Below are 524 nucleotides of genomic sequence, written 5' to 3'. Positions count from 1 at the left end.
TTTATCAGTAATATCTGCAAAAGATTGACTTAATATAATTAATCTTCCATAAAGCTCTTGTCCTGAATCAGTTGTTAAATCAATACTATCTAATAACTCTCTAAACCCTTCTTTTGATGTTGGAAGTGCTAAATTTAATGCATTAAATTTTTCAATAAGCTGTTGTGTATTGTAAGTTAATTGTTCATCTTCACTTAAAAAATTATCAAAGAAATCATTAAATCCACTTTGTAGAGCTTCAACACTTGAAGCACCTTTTATCATTGAATAACTAAGACCTTGTGCTTCATGATTTAAGTATATTAATCTATCTCTTAACTCATCAAGTATTGAGTAAGCTCCATATAACTCTTCAGCTGTAGAATTAAGATTTGCGATAATTTTAAATAAATTGTTATTTAATGGATATGTTACTTCTTCTACTTTTGCAATACTTTGTAAAAGTGCTTCAAATCCTACATTTCCTTGTTTATTTTCAATGTCTGTATATTTTAAATCTTGATATTTGTTACCAAGTCTATCAA

1 protein-coding gene is annotated in these 524 nt (G+C 26.9%); it reads right to left on the bottom strand.

What is annotated here, in order from left to right:
* Positions 1-524 (bottom strand): hypothetical protein (locus AC5LG6_RS11250; RefSeq protein WP_498586655.1); only part of this gene is annotated, 524 nt, incomplete at both ends.

Source organism: Arcobacter thermotolerans, from assembly GCF_983172305.1.
The sequence above is the reverse complement of the archived record's forward strand: the minus strand, read 5'-3'. Positions and strand labels throughout refer to the sequence as shown.